Source organism: Streptomyces sp. DH41 (assembly GCF_029813785.1).
Lineage (GTDB): Bacteria > Actinomycetota > Actinomycetes > Streptomycetales > Streptomycetaceae > Streptomyces.
This window is the reverse complement of the sequence record NZ_JARVKY010000005.1, coordinates 321,001-338,152: the sequence shown is the minus strand read 5'-3', so window position 1 is coordinate 338,152 and position 17,152 is coordinate 321,001. Positions and strand designations below refer to the sequence as shown.

Below are 17,152 nucleotides of genomic sequence, written 5' to 3'. Positions count from 1 at the left end.
TGGGAGCAGCCCGGCCGTGGGGCGGGCCATGAACCACCCACCCCACGGCCGGCCTTCGTCAGCTCCGTGCCGACGCGAAGCCCACGAAGCGTGCCCAGCCCTCGCGCCCCACGGTGAACGGCAGGCGCGACACGTCCTTGGAGTCCCGGACATGGACGGTCTGCTCCGTGACGGCGACCTCCACACAGTCGTCGCCCGAGCTACCGCTATAGCTTGACTTGAACCAGGCGAGTTCCGTCGTGCTCATGTCTCTCCTCGCAGTCGCTCCAACAAGGCCCGGGAATCTTTGGGGCGCAGGGCCTGCGACCGCAGTGTGTCATAGCGCTGCTGGAGGACTCTCACCTCTTTCGGGTCACCGATCAGTCGTCCGCTCTCCTGGCCCTCTGAGTACGCAAGTCGACGCCCCTCCGGGGTCTCCAGCAGGCGTAGAGGCCCATCCATGCACGAGTGGTACTCGGCTTCCAGCGGCATGATTTGCAAGGTGACGTTGCGAGACAATGTGTGCTCCAGAACGTGGTTCAACTGCTCATGTCGCACGTCGGCCCCACCCAGCCTGCGTCGCAAGACCGCTTCCTCCACGATGAAGTGGAAGGGAACGGTCGGACGTTCGTACAGCGTCCGTTGCCGCTCCATCCTCGCTGCAACCTGGGCCTCCAATTGCTCGTCCGTCAACAGCGGGATCCGGTTCTCAAAGAGCGCCCGTGCGTACCCCTCCGACTGCAACAGCCCCGGCACCAACCGGCACTCATAGGTACACAGGCTCACCGCCACCCGCTCCAGCTTCGCCCACCGCCGGAACCACACCGCCAGCCCCGCCTCCCCCCGCGTCAGAAACCGCGCCGAGTGCCGCAACGCCCCCGTGTTCCCCAGTGCCTCCTCCGCCCGCTCCACGAACGACTCGTCGGGCATCCGGCGCCCCAACTCCACCGACTCCACCGTGTGCTTGGAAAACCGCACCAGCTCCCCGAACTGCACCCTGCTCAGCCCCGCGTGCTCCCGCAGCGCCTGAACCACCGCCCCGAACGTCCGCAGGCTGTCCGACGGATCCGGCTCCCGCTCACACTCTCCGCCCGGCACCGCCGGCTCAACATGATCAGTCGTCATTCGAGGCCCACCTCCAGGTGCTCACACGCCAGGTCCCGCTCCCTGAGAACGCCCAGAGTGGCCGGAAGAAATTCGTACAGTCCACCGAACGTGTCCGTACGATGACACGGCGTACGGACTGGGTCGGTTGATGGAGTACGTCATGCCCTCTTCGGAGATCAGGCCGCAGTGTGCCGGCCATGGGCTGGAGGACGCATCACCTGAATGTCTACCTGTCCAGCTGGCGTGTTCCCAGGCCACCGACGCCCTCGTGCGAGGTTCCCCCGAGATGCGGGGAACCTCAGGTGGACTTCTCCTCCAGTTTCCGGGAGAACGCCGCCGCGGACGCGCGCGACGCCTGCTCCACGATGCTGATGCCGACCTCCTGGGTGCTGCAGCCGTTGAGAAGTACCGCCATCAGGTAGACGCGGCCCTCATGCTGTATCCGACCGATGCTGTTGACGTCCCATTTCTTGGTCTGGCTCCGCTTGAGCCACCCGTTCTTCAGCGCGGTCCTGCCCGAGTCGGCCGCTGCGGACACGCCCCAGGTCTGGCTTCCAACGACGTGCCGCATCAGATCCCGGATGTAGGCACGCGACGCCTCGCTCAGGGGTGACTTGTCGCCGAACACGCAGTGGAGCAGGCGGATCTGATCTTCCGCTGTGGTTTGAGTGATGCCCCAGACGGTCCCTTCACCGCCCTGTGTCTGGGACAGACCGAGCCGTTCGTTGGCAGCGTCGAGCCCGGGGGCACTGCCTATCCGGGTCCACAGGGCACTGGTGGAGTCGTTGTCGCTCTTCTGGATCATGGCAGCGGACTGGGCGCGCTCCTCGGCGCTCAAACTCCGGTTCTGGTCCTGGGCCTGGAGCAGCAGGGCCGCCAGGATGTTCACCTTCACGATGCTGGCGGTGTCGAAGGCGTCGTGTCCGTACGTCGCCATGGCACCGCTGTTGACGTCCAGCATGGCCACGGACATCCGGTTGTCGCCGAAGAGCGCGGTCACGGGGGCCAGAGCCGGTTCGAGATCGAACGGCTTCTGCGCCAGGGTGGGCGATGGCAGCGGTTTCGTTGCGTCCGCAGGCGCCTCGCCCGCCTGCGCCCGGGCCGAGACGGCCGATGAGGACGGAGCCTTCGCCTGGTCAGGTGCGGGCGACTCACCTGAGTCGCTCCCGGTGATGGCATAGATCGTGGCGCCGCCGATCAGGAGCACGGCCGACGTCACGGCCCACGTCATGCGGCGTCGTCTGGCCCTGCGGCGACGTCGTTGCTCCCGGCGGGAGCGGCCGCGTCGTCGAGCAGGTGGGTTCGCATTCACGGGTGAGATGATAATCGAATCAAAGTTCGAGATTATTATGTGCTCGGGCCATCAGGGCGGTGAACACCGCCTCCCGGGTGCCATCGACGGTCAACATCCGGAGCCGGTTGTAGAAGACCCGCCGCCCGGCGCGTGGCCGTGATCACGGACGGAGACAAGGGGGCCGCCGAAAAGACCGCGCGAGCACGAATCAACAAGCCCAAGGCGTTGATGGCGGCTACGGGCTCCGCTGGCCTGGCCCGCGTGTTCCACAACGAGTTCACCCTGAAGCCCGAGATCCTCAGGGCGGGCGGGCCGAACCGCAGCCTGCTCGTCGAGGCTTGACGGGAACAACGGCCTCAGGCGTGGACCCAGCACTGGAAGACCGTGGGTGACGACTCCCCCGACGGGCAGGCGGAGGAACTGAGCGAGCTGCTGCACAAGACGGACAAGATCCGCAAGGGGGGACCTCGCTCAGGCGTTCCTCGCCGCAGCAGCTCAACGTACCGGGTGTGCCAGAGCCCGCCGAGCAACGCGCGGGGCTCTGGCGCGTCTTGAGTTCAGAAGGTTGGGTCAGCGGTCAGGTGCCTGTTGAACCGCCTGCACTCCCTCTGCCTCAGCAGGTGACTGTGCGGTCGTACGTGCCGAAGACACCCTCGTAGATGTACAGCTTGCTCGAATTGTTCGCAATCGTGTAACACGGGCTGTCGCCGGCGTTGTTCACGATCACCTTCACCCGCATCGATTTGCCACAGTTGTTGGAGAGGTTCACGTCGAAGCCGCTGGGCGTGCCGGTCACGTACCGACCGATACACGCGGGCGCGGTGCCGGCTGCCGCAGCGTGAGCGGCCGGAGCGGAGAGAGCGAGGCTGCCCCCGACTGCTGCTGCCGTGGCGACGACCATGGCGAGTTTCCTGCGAGAAGACATGAGTCCCCCTGGAACGAACGTTGCTTCCTCGGTCGAGAGCTACAGTGCCCACTCCGGGCTCCACTTAGGCGTCATCTCACATGGTGGGCACCTTCTTGGGGATCTTCCGGTTACCTCGCTGCTGCCCGAGTTCGCCCGGCTCACCCTCACCGGCGAAGGCGTCCAGCGGTTCCACGGAACGGCGCTCGTACCCATCGACGGCGTCGACTTCCTGCCGTACATGCGTGTCCTGTTGAAGCAGGACGTCGAGAGCGGGCATCGGATCGCCCGGCGCGTGGCCGTGATCACGGACGGAGCCAAGGGGTCCGCCGAGAAGACCGCGCGATCACGCATCCACGACCTCAACGCGCTGATCACGGCTACCGGCACCACGGAACTGGCCCGCGTGTTGCACAACGAGTTCACCCTGGAGCCCGAGATCCTCAGGGCGGGCCCGTGACCTCAACCCGGTGCGCACCCAGCGTGATGTCCGACCCACGTACCATGCACAGAAAGTGAGCGTACGGTGACCCCACGTACGGGGTCACCCTCTGGAACGCGCGGTCGCACGGCCGTCACCGTGGCACCATGAGCGCAACCACGCCCCAGCCTTCCGCCGCCGTGCGGACGTTCACGCAGCAGTTCTCGTCCACGCGTCGCGGTGCTCGTCTTGCCCGGCTGCTCGCCTACGAGCAGTTGCGCACCTGGCAGGCCTCTCCCTACGTCACCGACCGCGCGGAGCAGATCGTGGCGGAGCTCGCGGCCAACGCGGCGCTGCACGGCCGGGTCCAGGGACGCGACTTCCGTCTCTCCCTCACCCACGACCTGGCCACCGGCGTCCTCCGCATCGCCGCGACAGACGCCCGCGGGGACCGACTCCCGTCCCCCGTGACGGACTTCGTCACACCGCTGGACAGCGAGTCGGGCCGCGGCCTGCTCATCGTCACCGCGCTGGCCGACCGCTGGGGCACGGAACCGTATCCACCAGGCGGCAAGACCGTATGGGCCGAACTGTCCCACCAGCCGGCGAGCACCGTGCCGCCTGCCGTCACCGGCCATGACGACACAGCCATGCGGACGACCGTCCCATGGCTGGAGGAAGCCGGCCGTCCACGTCAAGCCTGAAGGCCTTCGCGGGCCGGCACCAAGAGGCAGACACTCGAACGTCGTTCACAAATTCGAATAACTCGCACCCATAAAGCACGTTGACTCCGTTAACAGGCTTCAGGCATGCTCAGACCGCCAACACGGCAGCTCTCTGCCAGTGCTGGTGCCATGCAGCCATGCCTCAAGGAGCAGAACGTGCCCGAGCAGCCGCACACTTCGCCCGACCCCGGTATCGAGTCAGCGGCCGAGAGCCCCGACTCACTGCGCAGCCTCCTGCTCACTCGCCTGAGTCATGCCGGGCTCGAGCCGGAAGCCCACGCGCTGCTGCGGGAGCTTCTGCCGGAAGAGCGGGCCGGGAAGAAGAACGGAGGGCGGGCCGAACCCATCCAGCTCCGGTCCATCACCGCGGCCGGCTGGCGTGGGATCGGGCCCCGGACCACTCTCGAACTGCCGCCCGGACCCGGCCTGGTGGTCGTCGCCGGGCCGAACGGCTCGGGCAAGTCCAGCTTCGCCGAAGCGGCGGAGACCGCGCTGACGGGGCGCAACTCCCGCTGGGAAGAGCGACGAGCCGGCGACTGGCAGAAGGGCTGGCGCAACCTGCACAGTCCCGACGTCACACCTGAGGTCGGCGTCGAGTTGGCGGTCGGAGAGCGGGGCGAGACCGTGACCGTGCGGCAGACGTGGCACGGCAACAAGCTCGACGAAGCGCGGGTCAGGGCGGAGGCTGCGGACGGTTCGGAGCGGAAGCCGGCGGAGGTCGTCGACGTGGAGGCGCTGGACCTGGCGCGCCCCTTCCTGCCGTACAGCGAGCTAGGTTCGATGATCAACGGCACGCTCGGCAGTCTGCATGACGCCTTCTTCAAGCTGCTCGGCCTCGAACTGCTCGCCGAGTTCGACGGCCGGGTCAAGGCCGCCGCGAGTGAGTGCGACAAGACCATCAAGCACGCGGACTCACTTACCGCGCCGTTGCGTGACGAGCTGACCGCGCTGGACGACCCCAGGGCTCGCGAGGCCGCGCAGGCGCTGTCGGGCGCCAGGCCCGACCTCGGCCGGGTGCGGGCGCTGCTGGAGAGCCGTGCTCCCGCCGCGGAGGCCGAGCTGAACCGGCTGCGGCAGCACGCGAGCCTTGCCGGGCCGGATCTGCGGGAAGTCGGCGGGGCGGTGGCCCGGCTGCGGGCCGCGGCCGCCGCCGCTGAGGAGGCGCGGTACGGCGACGCCGAGGAGGCGCGCCGCCTGGCCCGGTTGCTGGAGTCGGCGCTGGAGCACCAGCGCCGGTCCGGGAGCGCGAACTGCCCGGTCTGCGGCACGGAGGACCGGCTCGACCGGGCGTGGGCCGAGCAGGCCCGTGCGGAGGTCGAGCGGCTCCAGAGGGAGGCCGTGGCGGCCGAGGGCGCCCGTAAGGCCGGGACGGTCGCGGTGCGGGCCGTCCACGACCTCGTACAGCCGGTTCCGGTGTGGCTGCGTGGTGAGACGTCCCCGCTCGCGTCCCTCTGGCAGGAATGGGCGCAGTGCCGGGACATCACGCATCCCAGGGAACTCGCGGACCGCGTCGAGCAAGCCGCGACCGTATTGGACGACGCGTGCCGGCAGGAACGGGAGGACGCCGCGCTGCGTCTGTCGGAGCACGACGGTGCCTGGCGGCCGACGGCCGTGCGCCTCGCCGAGTGGCTGGGCGCGGCCGAGGCCGCCGAGGCGGCGCGCGACCGTCGAAAGCACGCGCGCAAGGCCCGGACCTGGTTGCGGCCGATCATCGACGAGCTGCGCGACGAGCGGCTGCGCCCCTTCGCGCAGCGGTCTCAGGAGGTGTGGCAGAAGCTGTGCGAGCACAGCAGTGTCATGCTCGGATCCGTCACGCTCGCGGGCACCCCCGGACGGGGCAAGGTCGAACTCGGCGTCTCCGTCGATGACATGAACGCCCCTGCCTACAGCGTGATGAGCCAGGGTGAGTTGCACTCCCTCGCGCTCTCCCTGTTCCTGCCGCGCGCCACCCATGAGGCCAGCCCCTTCGGCTTCCTCGTCATCGACGACCCCGTGCAGTCGATGGATCACGACAAGGTCGAGGGGCTGGCCCGGGTCCTGGACGCCTGCGCGAAGGACCGCCAGGTGATCGTCTTCACCCACGACACCCGGCTCCAGCAGGCCATCGCTCACCTCGGCATCAAGGCGACCGTCCTGCGCGTCACCCGGCAGACCGACTCAGTGGTGGGCGTGGAGCCTCTCACCGACCCGGTGGAGCAGGCGCTCGCGGAGGCGCGTGCCGTCTCCCTCGACCCGGGCATCCCCCAGGACGTGGCCGAGCACGTGCTGCCGGCCATGTGCCGGGTGGCGGTGGAGGCGGCTTGCCTGGGGACCGCCCGACGCAGGCTTCGTGACGAGCGGGGGATGGGCCTGCGGGCCGTCGAGGAACGCATCGCCTCCCTGGACCGCACGAAGACCTACGTGTCCTTCGCCCTTCTCGGAGACGAGCGGCAGCACGCTCGTGAGGCCGTCGAACGGATCTGCGGCGGCGGCTGGGCGCTGGTGGAGGCCTTCAACTCAGGAGCGCACGCGCCTCTGCCGGACGTCGGTGACCGTAAGGACCTCGTGAGTCGCACCACAGCCCTCGCGACGGCGATCCGGCGCAGCACCGGGCCGCAGCAGGCCGGGGGCGCCCGATGAGCACGTCCCCGGAAACCCTGGTGGCCGCCGCCCGCCGTCTCCTGCTGCCCGAGCCCGGGACCGTGCACTCGCTGGCTCCCGGCCTGCGCGCCCGCGCCGCCGCGGTACTGCTCCGCATGGCGCTCGACCTGGCCCTGGACGCGTACTGGCTGCGCGTCACCCCGTCCATGACGCGCGTCGGCAAGCACCGGATGCTCTGCCTGGAGTGGTACGCGGACCACGACACCGCACGCAGGTGCCGGGCCACCTGGGCGGCGCTCAGTGCCACATGCCACTACCGCGCCTACGAGCTGCCCCCGAGCCCGGCGGAGATCCACGCCCGGCTGCACGAGGTCGACGGGCTTCTGGTGGCCCTGAGCCCGCGGAACAGCTGAGCCCACGTACCCGAACGGCCCCGGAACGGCCCCGGAACGGAGAATGCGACATGGACAACCGGCGCTACCGCATGGTCGTCGCCAGCGGTCTGGACTACGTCAACACGGGTGCGAAGGTCGACGGCCAGCTGCGCCTGTGGCTCAAGGAGCCCCCGAAGGCCTACGACGTCGCGGCGTTCGCCGAGGGGCGCAACGAGATAGCCCGCGGCGTCACCCTCGACCACGACTCGGCCACCGGAACCTCGGGGGCGTACGGACGATGGCGCCTGCGCGAGACGCTGCCCGGCGGAACCTGGCAGACCACCGTGCTGATCCGTCAGGAAGGTGACGGTCCCACCCGGGTCCAGTTGGATGTCGAACACCTTCCGGACGATCCCGAGGTGGTGCCCGTACCGGCCAGGACACCCCGGCTCGCACGCAGTCTCCTCGGGGTCCTCCACGCGCGCGACGGCATCGCCGACGTCACGGCCCAGCCCCAGGTGGTCGAGGCGGAGGACGTGGACGCCGTCATCGATGAGCTGTGCGACGAGACCCGGCGGCTGCCGGTCGTCGTGGCGAGCACGCCGTACGGTGTCGACTTCGACACCTGGCTGGAGGACACGGTGGACCCTTTGGTCCGCCCCCTGGCCGGGCTCGCCGTCCTCTACCTTCTGTCCCCGGAAGCGGAACCCCGTTTCAATCGCGCTTTGGAGTATCACCAGGTGTACGGCGGCGGAGTGCGCACCTACCTCCCCGGGGTCGATCCGGCCTGGCCCGCGGACGGGCAGCGGCACCGGGTGATGTCCCGCCGGTTGATCACCGAGCGAGCCTCCCAGGCCCGCAGGATCATCGCCCATCTGCCCCAGCGACTGGCCGCCCGGGCGCCGCTGCCCGCCGAACTCGACTCCGTGCCTGTCATGCGGACCCGCGCGCTGGGCGACTCGGCCGCACCCGAGCTGGAACGACTGCGTGTGGAGAACGAGGTCCTGCACGAGATCCTGGAGGAGGCTGGGCGGGAACAGCGCGTGCGGGCCGACGAGATCCGCGATCTCAAACACGAGCTGCGCAAGGCCGAGGACAACGAGACTCTGCTGATCGCCGAGTACGACGACCAGTACCGGGAACTGCACACCTCCCGAGCGCGGTTGCAGATTCTGCGAAAGCAGATGGTGGATCTGGGCGCCGGCGCCACCGCCTACGCCCACTTCTCCGCGCCGGACGACGAACCGCAGTCCTTCGAGGAACTCCTCCGCCGTATCGCCGATCTGCCCCGGCTGCATTTCACCGGCTCCCGCAAGGTGACTCTCGAACTCGACGCACAGGCGCACGGGTCGTCATGGGTGCGCATGACCTGGGACGCGCTGCTGGCTCTGCGGGACTTCGCCGAGGCGGCCGCCTCCGGTCGTGCCGGTCGTGACTTCAAGCAGTGGTGCGCCGACGCTCCCGGTGGTGCCCGCACGATCTCCCCGCGGAAGATAGTGCGTGACGAGTCCAAGTCCGTGAAGGCCAACTCCAGCTGGCGTCGTCAGCGCACGTTCCCCGTGCCGGAGCACATCGACTCCATACGCAAGGTCTTCATGGGCGCGCACGTCCGCGTCGGCGGCGGCAACACGATCGCGCCGCGACTGCACTACTTCGACGGGGCCTGCGTCGAACACGGTATCTACGTGGGGTACATCGGGCCCCACCTGTCCAACACCCTGACGTGACCACCCGGAGGCGGAGCCCGCTGTCGGTGACTGCCAGTACGCTGCCAGCCAGGATCGGACCAGCAGGTGAGGGGCACATGGCCGACGAGTACCCGGAGTTCCGGCTGCGGCTGCCGAACGGTGGACCGTACGCACGCGGGCGTGTGCTGCCCTCGAAGGGGATGAACGGCAGCCCGCGGTTCCTGGTGCTGGCCGGTTCGCCGGTGCGGCGGGAGACCTTGCCGGGTGCGGGCCCGTACGCGACGGCGCAGCGGGAGGCGCTGATCGAGGAGGGCGCCATCCGGGAGTCGGAGCAGTGGCCCGGCTACCTGGAGGCGGCGCGGGACATCGAATGCAACTCGCCGTCGGCCGCCGCGTCGATCGTGGCCGGGCGCGGCTCGGACGCCCTGACCGAGTGGCGTACGGAGGAGGACTTCCCGCTCGTCGACTACCTGGGGCATTCGTGGCGCGCGCCCCGCAAGGCGTGGCTGGTCCGCGGATCAAACGTGGCGGGGCGTGACCTGGTGAGGCGGCTGTGGCTGCCCGACGGGCTGGTCACGCTCGCGGCGACGCACCTGCCGCCGGTCGGCGCGGACGACCCCACCAAGAGTGCCCTGCGCCGGTACGTCCAGGACGGCTACGACGCCAGCGCCTCCTACAGTCAGAAGCAGGTGATGGTCGACGAACTGCACTACTTCCTCACGCAGATGCGCACCGGCGACACCGTGTGCACCATCTCCGGCGGACGCCTCCACGTCGGTCTCGTCGACAGCGCGGCCGAGCAGGTCGAGTCCGAGGACGGGCTCACCAACCTGCGCCGGAAGGTGACCTGGCAGCGGGACGTGCCGTACGACGAGTTGCCGGAGGCGCTGCAGCAGAAGTTGTCGGTGCAGCACGACGTCGTGGACCTCACCTCGGTGCTCCCTCTCGTCGACGGACTGGGGCGAAGCGACGAGGAGCTGGCCGAGGAGGCCGAGTCGGAGGACCGGGACCCGACCACGGAGGTGCCGGCGATCGTCGCCCGCCGCGATCCCGAACTGCCCGAGCCGACGGAGGAACTGGCCGCCGAGTTGCTCGTGCACGACGCGGCATGGCTGCGCGAGGTGCGTGACCTGCTGGCCGACGAGCGGCAGCTGGTGTTCTACGGTCCTCCCGGCACCGGCAAGACCTTCCTCGCGCTGAGGCTCGCCGAGTTCCTGGGCGGTGGGCCGGAGCAGGTCAAGCTGGTGCAGTTCCATCCGTCGTACGCCTACGAGGACTTCTTCGAGGGGTTCCGGCCGCAGGAGGACGCGGAGACGCGACAAGTGGCCTTCCGGCTCACCGCCGGCCCCCTGCGCGAGCTCGCGGACCTCGCCTCCCGCGAGGGCAACCGGCACGTTCCGCACTTCCTGATCATCGACGAGATCAACCGCGCCAATCTGGCCAAGGTCTTCGGCGAGCTGTACTTCCTGCTGGAGTACCGGAACAAATCGGTGCGCCTGACGTACTCCGGGGACGACTTCGCGCTGCCGCCCAACCTGTTCGTCATCGGGACGATGAACACGGCCGACCGCTCGATCGCCCTCGTCGACGCGGCCATGCGGCGGCGGTTCGCCTTCGTGGAGCTGTCGCCGCGTACGGAGCCGACGAGCGGGCTGCTGCGCAGGTGGCTGGAACGGGAGGGCAGGGAGGGGGAGCCCGCCGATCTGCTCGACGCGCTCAACTCCCGTATCGACGACGCCGACTTCCGCATCGGGCCCTCGTATCTGATGAAGAAGGGCGTCTTCCGGGAGGGCGGCCTGGAGCGGACCTGGCGGACGAAGATCCTGCCGCTGCTGGAGGAACACCACTACGGCGAGGGCGTGGACATCGAGGCGCGGTACGGGCTGACCGCGCTGCGAGAGTCACTGGGATGACGCCCGCCGGAGACGGTGCCCGCTCGGAGCCCGCGGCAGTGGAGGTGCCGACAGCGGAGGTCCTGTCCGGGGTCGATCTGGCCGAGTACGCGGCCGCCTCCGGCCTGGCCCTGCCCGACGGCGTGGGGCGGGCGCTGGCCGCCGGCGACGTCGTCGACGCGGCGCCCGACCCGTACGCGCCCGGCCGTTGGACGGTGCGTGCCGGCAGCAAGGTCGGGGCGGTGAACGTCGCCGTGCCGGGTGTGCGGGAACCGTTCACCGTACGGGTGAGCCCCAAGGTGCCCATCGCCCGGCTGTTCTTCCTGCTCGGCTACAGCCTCGACCCCGCGGGCGGCTGGCGGGACGGGGAAGTGGACGTGACCGGGCACCGGGACGTGGTCCCCGCCCTCGCCCATGCCGTGGAGCGGCAGATCGACCGCGCACTGCGCCACGGGCTGCTGCAGGGCTACCGGGCCGTGCAGGAGAGCTCTCTGGTCGTCCGCGGCCGGATCAGGGAGGCCGAGCAGATCCGGCGGCGGTTCGGCGCGATGCTGCCGGTGGAGGTGGCGTACGACGAGTTCACCACCGACATCGCCGAGAACCGCGTCCTGCGCACGGCCGTCGAACGCCTGCTGAGACTGCCCGGCGTACCGCGCGGCGTCCGGCGTGGGCTGCTGCACCAGCGTGCCCGGCTCGCCGACGTCACGCCCGTCGTACGGGGGCAGCGGATGCCCGGCTGGCAGCCGACCCGTCTCAACGCCCGCTACCGGCACGCCCTGCGTCTCGCCGAGGTCCTTCTCGGCGGTGGCTCCGTCGAGCACGCGCCCGGTGGGCTGCGCATCGACGGGTTCCTGTTCGACATGAACCAGCTCTTCGAGGACTTCGTGACGGTCGCGCTGCGTGAGGCCCTGAAGGGTGCGGGCCGGGTGGCCCGACTCCAGGACTGCCACCACCTCGACGAGGCATCGGCCATCCGCATGCGTCCTGACTTCGTGCTGTACGGGCCGGACGGCATCCCGTGCGCGGTGGCGGACGCCAAGTACAAGGCCGAGAAGCGGGGCGGCTATCCGGACGCCGACCTGTACCAGATGCTCGCGTACTGCACCGCCCTCGGCCTGCCAGAAGGGCACCTGGTGTACGCGAAGGGCAACGCCTCGCACGCCGCCCACCGGGTGCGTCACGCCGGCATCCTGATCCACCAGCACGCGCTCGACCTGGACCAGGGGCCGGCGGGGCTGCTCGCCGACATCGCTCAGGTCGCGCGGCGGATGGCGGACGGCTGAGGCGACGGTGCCGGGCCGACGCCGGCACCTCGCCCGTATGATCGGCCGGGCAGTGTCCGTCAGGGGTGGGGAGTACGCGTCGTGCCGCAGCTTGCGTTTGCCAACAGCTTCTGGGAGAGCTACGACGCTCTTGAGAAGCCGGTCAGGAACGGCGTTCGCAAGGCGATGCAGAAGTTCCAGCAACTCACCGTGCCGGAGCTGCAGCAGGACAAGGGGCTGCACCTCGAGTCGGTCGAGAAGGCCGCCGACCGCCGCATGCGGACCATCCGCATCAACGACTTCTGGCGGGGCGTCGTACTCGCCCCGGACGACGGCAGTGATGTGTTCCTGCTGGTCAACGTGGTGGCGCACGACGACGCCTACACCTGGGCCGCCAAGCGGCTGTACACCACGAACTCCGCGACGCGCGCCCTGGAGGTCCGCAACGTACGGGCGATCGAGCAACTGACCCCGCAGCTCGAGAAGGCGGCTGCCGCGGCCCAATCGCTGCTGTTCTCCTCGTACTCGAACACCGTGCTGCGCGAGCTCGGTATCGACGGCCAAGTGCTGCGCGCGGTGCGGACGGTCATCGACAGGGCTCAACTGGAGGCTTTCGGGACGCTGTTGCCGGAAGACCAGTTCGAGGTGTTGCAGTACCTCGCCGAGGGGTTCCCGCCCGAGGAGGTGTACCGGGACGTGGTCGCCGTCCGTCGTCCCGTCGACGCCGGGCCCGATCCCGACGAGACGCTCGCCGCCGCCATCGCCAACACCACCAGCCGGATCACCCTCGTCAGCGGACCGGACGAGCTCGCCGAGATCCTGGAGAAGCCGTTCGCGGCGTGGCGGGTCTTCCTGCACCCCTCACAGCGCCGGGTCGCCTACCGGGTTTCGTACGGCGGTCCGGTACAGGTCACCGGCGGCCCCGGGACCGGCAAGACGGTCGCCGCCCTGCACCGGGTCAAGCACCTGCTGACCCGGTCGCCCAACGCGCGGGTCCTGCTCACCACGTACACCAACGCACTGGCCGCTTCGCTGCGCGAGAACCTCGGCCTGCTCCTGGACGGTGACGCGGCGCTGCTCGACCGGGTCGAGGTGACCACGGTCAACGCGTACGCGCACGGTGTCGTGGCCCGTATCGACGGCAAGGTGCCCTCCCCCGTCGGTGACCGGGAGGAGCGGCAGGTGTGGCAGCGGGTCGTCAAGAAACTCGGACTGCCATGGACGGAGCAGTTCCTGGCGCAGGAGTACCGGCATGTCGTCCTCGCCCAGGACCTGCGCACCCTGGACGCGTACCGTGCCGCGTCCCGGCGCGGGCGTGGCAGCGCGCTGTCACCGGCCCGGCGGGAGCTGCTGTGGCCCGCCGTCGAGCTGTTCGAGTCCATGCTGCGTGACCAACGGTCGACGACGCATCTGAAGGTGTGCGCCCGGGCCGCCGAGCTCCTGGCCGCGTCGGCGCCGACGCACGACCACGTGGTGGTCGACGAGGCGCAGGACCTGCATCCCGCCCAGTGGCGTGTACTGCGTGGCGCGGTGGCGTCCGGCAGCGACGACCTGTTCCTCACGGGCGACCCTCACCAGCGGATCTACGACTCGAAGGTCTCGCTCGGTTCCCTCGGCATCGCGGTGGCCGGACGCACCCACCGGCTGCGCATCAACTACCGCAGCACGGAGGAGATTCTCACCTGGTCGACGGGCATCCTCAGCCCGGTGTCCGTCGACGACCTGGGGGGCGAGGGCAGCGACACACTCGCCGGATACCGTTCGCTGCTGCACGGGCGCAGCCCGCAGGTGGAGGGGCACGGTTCGGAGCACGGGGAGGTCGCCGCGCTCGTCGAGCGGGTCCAGGGATGGATCGCGCAGGGCATCAGACCGTCCGAGATCGGCGTGTGCGCCCGGTTCAACGTGCTGCTGGACAAGGCGTACGACAAGCTGACCGGGGCCGGGGTGCCGGTGGCGCGCGTCAGGGACAATCCGGGGCCCGATGTGGACGGTGTGCGTCTCGCCACGATGCACGCCATGAAGGGGCTGGAGTTCCGCTGCGTGGCCGTGCTCGGCGTGACGGCGGGAGCGGTGCCGTTCACCCGGGAGGTGACTCCGGCAGCCGTGGACGCTTTGCAGCACGACTCCGACCTGTTGCGGGAACGCTGCCTCTTGTTCGTCGCCTGCACCAGGGCTCGCGAGGCGCTGGCCGTCTCGTGGAGCGGGGAAGGCAGTCCGTTCGTACCGGATGCTTCGTGACGGGGCGTCATTTCCGTGGTTGCAGCGCTCCGTTGCCGATGCCGTCGCGGGCCAGCTCGGCCGCCTGCCTGCTGAGCTCGGCGATCCGCCGCGTCCGTTCCTCGAACTCACGCAGTCTGCGGTACGCGGTGCCGTAGCGGCGCTGCTCGGCGATGTCCATCTGCGGGATGCGGGCTCCCTTGCCGTCGAGCCGGAAGGTGCCGCTGGCGCTGGTGGAGCGTCGGGTGTTGGACGCGCTGCGCAGGAAGCCCTGCAAGAAGTCCGTGTCGAGCTGGTCGCTGGTCGAGACGGGTTCCGCCTCTCCGTACTCGACCAGCCCGGCACGCGCGAGGTCGGCCACGCTCACCGACGAACCGTCCAGGACACCGGGGCCCTCGCCCGCCACCAGTTCCGGGAGCAACTCGGCCAGCTTCCCCACCTGCTCGGCCAACTCCGTGCGAATGGCCTCGTACTCGGTCGCGTAGTCGCGGTGCGTCTCCCGCACGTGGCGGCCAGGCGTGAGGTCGACCGTGTCGTCGAGGAGGTCGATGAGGGGGACGTCCGCGATCTGCTCGGGTGCGGGTTCCGGGTCCGCGTCCGGATCGTTCGCCGTCAGGTCGATCATGCGGACGCCCGTCGCGGCGTCGCCGAGGGAAGACGGGCGGCGCAGGTGCCAGAGATGCACGGGCAGGGCATGCGAGGCGGCACTGCCGGCCGGCAGGGCGGTGACCTGGGTGAGGATGCCGCGCCGTACCAGCTCGGCGCGGATACGCCGACCGGCCTTGCGGTAGGCGACCGAGGCGGGCATGACCATGACGACCCGGCCTCCGGAGGCGGTGTGCGCGTAGGCGTGCTGGAGCCAGGCGAGCTCCCCTTCGGCGCGCGAGGGTGTGCCCAGTTCCCAGCGGGAGTCGAGCAGCAGCTCCTCCCGTCCCCAGTCCGCGTCTCCCACCGGGGGGTCGCAGACCACGAGGTCCGCCTTGAGGTCCGGCCACTTGTCATCCCGCAGGGAGTCCCCGGCGAGGATTTCCAGCCCGGTGCGCCCCGTCAGGTCCGCGCGCAGCTGGGCGAGCCGGGCACTGTGGGGATCCGTCTCCTGACCGCGTCGTGTCGGCCCGCGGTCAGGGCCGACGGCGAGCAGCAGGGTGCCGATGCCGCATGCTGGATCGAGCACCGTGGCTTCTGGCTCGACCGGATCCGCGAAATACCGCAGAGCACGGACGATGCGAGGCGAGGTGACCTGGTCCGATCCGGCCCGGCGCACGGAGTCCGTGAACCGCTCCGCCAGAGCCTCCACCACCTCCCCCGCCGGCCCGCTCTCGGCGAGGACACGCGCCAGGCGGACGACCTCTTCCGGCAAGGCGTGGGCGTACGGCACGCCGTCGTCCTCGGCGAGGACCTGTGCGACCGCTGCGATCCCCCGGACCATGTCGTCGCCGTATGCCGCCCGCAACGCCTGCCAGAGTTGCACCTCCTGCGAGACGTCCTGACCCTTCCGCTGCTTGTTCAGCCACGTCTGCACATCGGCCAGAGCGAAGAGAGGGCTGTTCACACTGCCGCCGACGGGCGCGGGAAAGTCGTCGTACCGCCGTCTCCAGTTGGATACGGCGGCACGCGTGACGCCCGCCAGCCGGGCGATCTCGGAGCCGGTGACCATGGAGCCGGCCGGGGTCGCGGGAGTGTCTACCATAGTAGGCAACCGTACACAGCACCTATCAGCACTTCAACGGCCGTCTTGTTGACTGCGCTAACGCGAAGAGGGCTGATGTACCGGTAAACCAAATGTGGATCGCCGCCGACGGCAACAACACCGTCTGGACGGCGGGAGCGGATCCGACGGCTTCTACGGCCTGGTGCTCTTCATTCCGGGCTACAAGGAAAGCCTCGACACCCCCGGTGAGTACGACGCTCCGTGGGGCGAGTGGGCCGCCCGGTCGTTCGTGGCCCCCGAGGCGTGGACCCAGGACAAGGACTACAACGAGGGCGACCTGGCCGCCTTCACCGTCCAGGCCCCGGCCGGCTACACGCAGTTCTACTGCACCGGCGATGTCGTGGACGCGATGAACTGGAACCCGTTGGACAACCGGCTCGAGATGAACTGCGACATGGGAGCGGGCGCGAGCGGTGGGCCCATGGCCACCACCGAGGGGCAGATCGTCGGAGCGAACTCCCACGTCGAGACCGACGACCAGGACCAGCGGATCAACGATCACCTGTACTCGTCCGACCACGGCGACCAGGCCGTCGCGGTGATCAACGCGATCAACGACGCGAACTGACCGACCCGACCCACAGCGGACGGGCCTCGACCCGGCCTCGGCGGGGCCCATTCCCTCACTCGTCCTACTCGTCCGCGCGGCGGCCCATGTCCGGGTCGATCTCCTCGGCACTCGGAGCGTTGACCATCCGCTGGTGCAGGTAGCGGCCCCGGATCTCGTCCGTGGTCAGCACTTCCCACCCCTCCGGCAGCTCTTTGCCCGCGTGCTCGAGCTCGGCCGTCCACGCTTTGACGAGTTCGGCCCGGGTTGTCGGTAGCTGCGACTCCGTCGGTTGCGGTACGCCGACCGTCACCGGAGGCGTCTCGTCCTCCTGAACGACCGCCACCGTGAACCCCAGCGCGCCGCCCGCCGCGAACGCCGTCGCGGCTATGCCCCATACCTGCCTGGGCGTCATCCTGCTCCCCTCACGAGCCGCTCCCGACCTGTACCG

General features: G+C 69.6%; 16 protein-coding genes. 10 read left to right on the top strand and 6 right to left on the bottom strand.

The window, feature by feature from the left end; genetic code table 11:
- Positions 1-58 precede the first annotated feature (58 nt).
- The 3 genes from QC283_RS12100 to QC283_RS12090 form a co-directional block, all read right to left on the bottom strand.
- Positions 59-247, bottom strand: a complete 189-nt coding sequence (locus QC283_RS12100) for a DUF397 domain-containing protein (RefSeq protein ID WP_279561445.1) — start codon at positions 245-247, stop codon at positions 59-61.
- On the bottom strand, positions 244-1,104 hold the full coding sequence (locus tag QC283_RS12095) for a helix-turn-helix domain-containing protein (protein WP_279561444.1): 861 nt from the start codon (positions 1,102-1,104) through the stop codon (positions 244-246). Before QC283_RS12095 ends, QC283_RS12100 begins: the two co-directional genes overlap by 4 nt.
- Before the next feature lie 280 nt (positions 1,105-1,384).
- Positions 1,385-2,398, bottom strand: a complete 1,014-nt coding sequence (locus QC283_RS12090; protein ID WP_279561443.1) for a serine hydrolase — start codon at positions 2,396-2,398, stop codon at positions 1,385-1,387.
- A 132-nt stretch (positions 2,399-2,530) separates the two neighbouring features.
- Here QC283_RS12090 and QC283_RS12085 point away from each other — a divergent pair, with 132 nt between their 5' ends.
- Positions 2,531-2,722: a hypothetical protein gene (locus QC283_RS12085; protein ID WP_279561442.1), complete on the top strand. Its 192-nt coding sequence runs from the start codon at positions 2,531-2,533 to the stop codon at positions 2,720-2,722.
- 271 nt (positions 2,723-2,993) lie between these two features.
- Here the strand turns inward: QC283_RS12085 and QC283_RS12080 are convergent, their stop codons facing one another.
- A complete protein-coding gene (locus QC283_RS12080) occupies positions 2,994-3,281 on the bottom strand; it encodes a beta-Ig-H3/fasciclin (RefSeq protein ID WP_279561441.1) in 288 nt (95 codons plus the stop codon).
- A 22-nt stretch (positions 3,282-3,303) separates the two neighbouring features.
- On the opposite strand from QC283_RS12080, the gene QC283_RS12075 reads away from it, so the two are divergent.
- The 8 genes from QC283_RS12075 to QC283_RS12040 all read left to right on the top strand — a co-directional run bounded on the left by QC283_RS12075 (position 3,304) and on the right by QC283_RS12040 (position 14,464).
- Positions 3,304-3,744: a hypothetical protein gene (locus tag QC283_RS12075; RefSeq protein ID WP_279561440.1), complete on the top strand. Its 441-nt coding sequence runs from the start codon at positions 3,304-3,306 to the stop codon at positions 3,742-3,744.
- Between the two features lie 128 nt (positions 3,745-3,872).
- Entirely contained in the window at positions 3,873-4,409 is a 537-nt protein-coding gene (locus tag QC283_RS12070; protein ID WP_279561439.1) for an ATP-binding protein, read from the top strand.
- 177 nt (positions 4,410-4,586) lie between these two features.
- Positions 4,587-7,049, top strand: coding sequence for an AAA family ATPase (locus tag QC283_RS12065; protein ID WP_279561438.1), 2,463 nt, complete (start codon positions 4,587-4,589; stop codon positions 7,047-7,049).
- Positions 7,046-7,423, top strand: coding sequence for a hypothetical protein (locus QC283_RS12060; RefSeq protein ID WP_279561437.1), 378 nt, complete (start codon positions 7,046-7,048; stop codon positions 7,421-7,423). Before QC283_RS12065 ends, QC283_RS12060 begins: the two co-directional genes overlap by 4 nt.
- Positions 7,424-7,473: 50 nt before the next feature.
- The gene (locus QC283_RS12055) at positions 7,474-9,111 is read left to right on the top strand and encodes a hypothetical protein (RefSeq protein ID WP_279561436.1); all 1,638 of its coding nucleotides are present in this window, start codon (positions 7,474-7,476) and stop codon (positions 9,109-9,111) included.
- 77 nt (positions 9,112-9,188) lie between these two features.
- Positions 9,189-10,985 (top strand): DUF4357 domain-containing protein, encoded by a 1,797-nt coding sequence (locus QC283_RS12050; RefSeq protein ID WP_279561435.1) that lies wholly within the window; start codon positions 9,189-9,191, stop codon positions 10,983-10,985.
- On the top strand, positions 10,982-12,247 hold the full coding sequence (locus QC283_RS12045; protein WP_279561434.1) for an McrC family protein: 1,266 nt from the start codon (positions 10,982-10,984) through the stop codon (positions 12,245-12,247). The genes QC283_RS12050 and QC283_RS12045 overlap by 4 nt, the downstream gene beginning before the upstream one ends.
- An 81-nt stretch (positions 12,248-12,328) precedes the next feature.
- Positions 12,329-14,464 (top strand): UvrD-helicase domain-containing protein, encoded by a 2,136-nt coding sequence (locus QC283_RS12040; RefSeq protein WP_279561433.1) that lies wholly within the window; start codon positions 12,329-12,331, stop codon positions 14,462-14,464.
- 7 nt (positions 14,465-14,471) lie between these two features.
- On the opposite strand, the gene QC283_RS12035 is transcribed toward QC283_RS12040, so the two are convergent.
- Positions 14,472-16,133 carry an N-6 DNA methylase gene (locus QC283_RS12035; RefSeq protein WP_279561432.1) on the bottom strand — a complete coding sequence of 554 codons (1,662 nt, stop codon included), beginning with the start codon at positions 16,131-16,133 and terminating at the stop codon, positions 14,472-14,474.
- Positions 16,134-16,227: 94 nt separating this feature from the next.
- On the opposite strand from QC283_RS12035, the gene QC283_RS12030 reads away from it, so the two are divergent.
- Positions 16,228-16,722, top strand: coding sequence for a hypothetical protein (locus QC283_RS12030; RefSeq protein WP_279561431.1), 495 nt, complete (start codon positions 16,228-16,230; stop codon positions 16,720-16,722).
- Positions 16,723-16,786: 64 nt separating this feature from the next.
- Here the strand turns inward: QC283_RS12030 and QC283_RS12025 are convergent, their stop codons facing one another.
- Entirely contained in the window at positions 16,787-17,116 is a 330-nt protein-coding gene (locus tag QC283_RS12025) for a hypothetical protein (protein ID WP_279561430.1), read from the bottom strand.
- Positions 17,117-17,152 lie beyond the last annotated feature (36 nt).

Coding starts and splice junctions, on each gene's coding strand:
- QC283_RS12100 (WP_279561445.1), bottom strand. CDS start 247: ATGAGCACGACGGAACTCGCCTGGTTCAAGTCAAGCTATAGCGGTAGC.
- QC283_RS12095 (WP_279561444.1), bottom strand. CDS start 1,104: ATGACGACTGATCATGTTGAGCCGGCGGTGCCGGGCGGAGAGTGTGAG.
- QC283_RS12080 (WP_279561441.1), bottom strand. CDS start 3,281: ATGGTCGTCGCCACGGCAGCAGCAGTCGGGGGCAGCCTCGCTCTCTCC.
- QC283_RS12075 (WP_279561440.1), top strand. CDS start 3,304: ATGAGTCCCCCTGGAACGAACGTTGCTTCCTCGGTCGAGAGCTACAGT.
- QC283_RS12070 (WP_279561439.1), top strand. CDS start 3,873: ATGAGCGCAACCACGCCCCAGCCTTCCGCCGCCGTGCGGACGTTCACG.
- QC283_RS12060 (WP_279561437.1), top strand. CDS start 7,046: ATGAGCACGTCCCCGGAAACCCTGGTGGCCGCCGCCCGCCGTCTCCTG.
- QC283_RS12055 (WP_279561436.1), top strand. CDS start 7,474: ATGGACAACCGGCGCTACCGCATGGTCGTCGCCAGCGGTCTGGACTAC.
- QC283_RS12050 (WP_279561435.1), top strand. CDS start 9,189: ATGGCCGACGAGTACCCGGAGTTCCGGCTGCGGCTGCCGAACGGTGGA.
- QC283_RS12045 (WP_279561434.1), top strand. CDS start 10,982: ATGACGCCCGCCGGAGACGGTGCCCGCTCGGAGCCCGCGGCAGTGGAG.
- QC283_RS12035 (WP_279561432.1), bottom strand. CDS start 16,133: ATGGTAGACACTCCCGCGACCCCGGCCGGCTCCATGGTCACCGGCTCC.
- QC283_RS12025 (WP_279561430.1), bottom strand. CDS start 17,116: ATGACGCCCAGGCAGGTATGGGGCATAGCCGCGACGGCGTTCGCGGCG.